Here is a 507-nt window from a genome sequence, read left to right as displayed (position 1 = left end):
AGATGGATATGCAGCCGCTTCCCGCCAAGCCGTACGACGCGATCCGTTGGGAGGTGAGGAAGGCCGACAAGGACGGGCGTGTGCAGATCGACGGCAACTACTACCTCGCCGGCCCCTCGTGGCGCGGCTGGACTCTCGACGTGGGTCTGCGCGCGTTCGACGTGACGATCCGCACCCAGGACGGACGCACCTGTGCCAGACTGCCGCGCGTGTACGGGGATTCGCCGGCCACGGTGCGCAACCCCGCCACGCTCCTGCCCGCGTTGAGCCGCAAGACCCACGCATGGACCGATTCCACCATCCGTGACGATTTCCCCGACAAACTCAGGATCGCCATCGACCGCATGGACGCCAAGACACGCAGGACCACGTTCCGCGTCATCGCCAAGGCCAGCGCCGCGTCCGGCTTCGAGGCCGCCGTCCGGGCCGGAGAGCACCTGGTCGAACAGGGGCACGCGATCGACGAGGCCAGTGTGACCACCATGGCCCGGCGCATCGCCGCCGGCG

At 68.6% G+C, this 507-nt stretch carries 1 protein-coding gene; it reads left to right on the top strand.

The window, feature by feature from the left end; all coding sequences use genetic code 11:
- Positions 1-8 precede the first annotated feature (8 nt).
- A partial coding sequence (locus tag IE182_RS31680) for a Mu transposase domain-containing protein (protein WP_444544994.1) occupies positions 9-507 on the top strand: 499 nt, incomplete at its 3' end.

This window comes from Streptomyces cinnamoneus (assembly GCF_014650495.1).
Lineage (GTDB): Bacteria > Actinomycetota > Actinomycetes > Streptomycetales > Streptomycetaceae > Streptomyces > Streptomyces cinnamoneus.
Note: the sequence above shows the minus strand (reverse complement) of the source record. Positions and strands in the feature narration are given on the sequence as shown.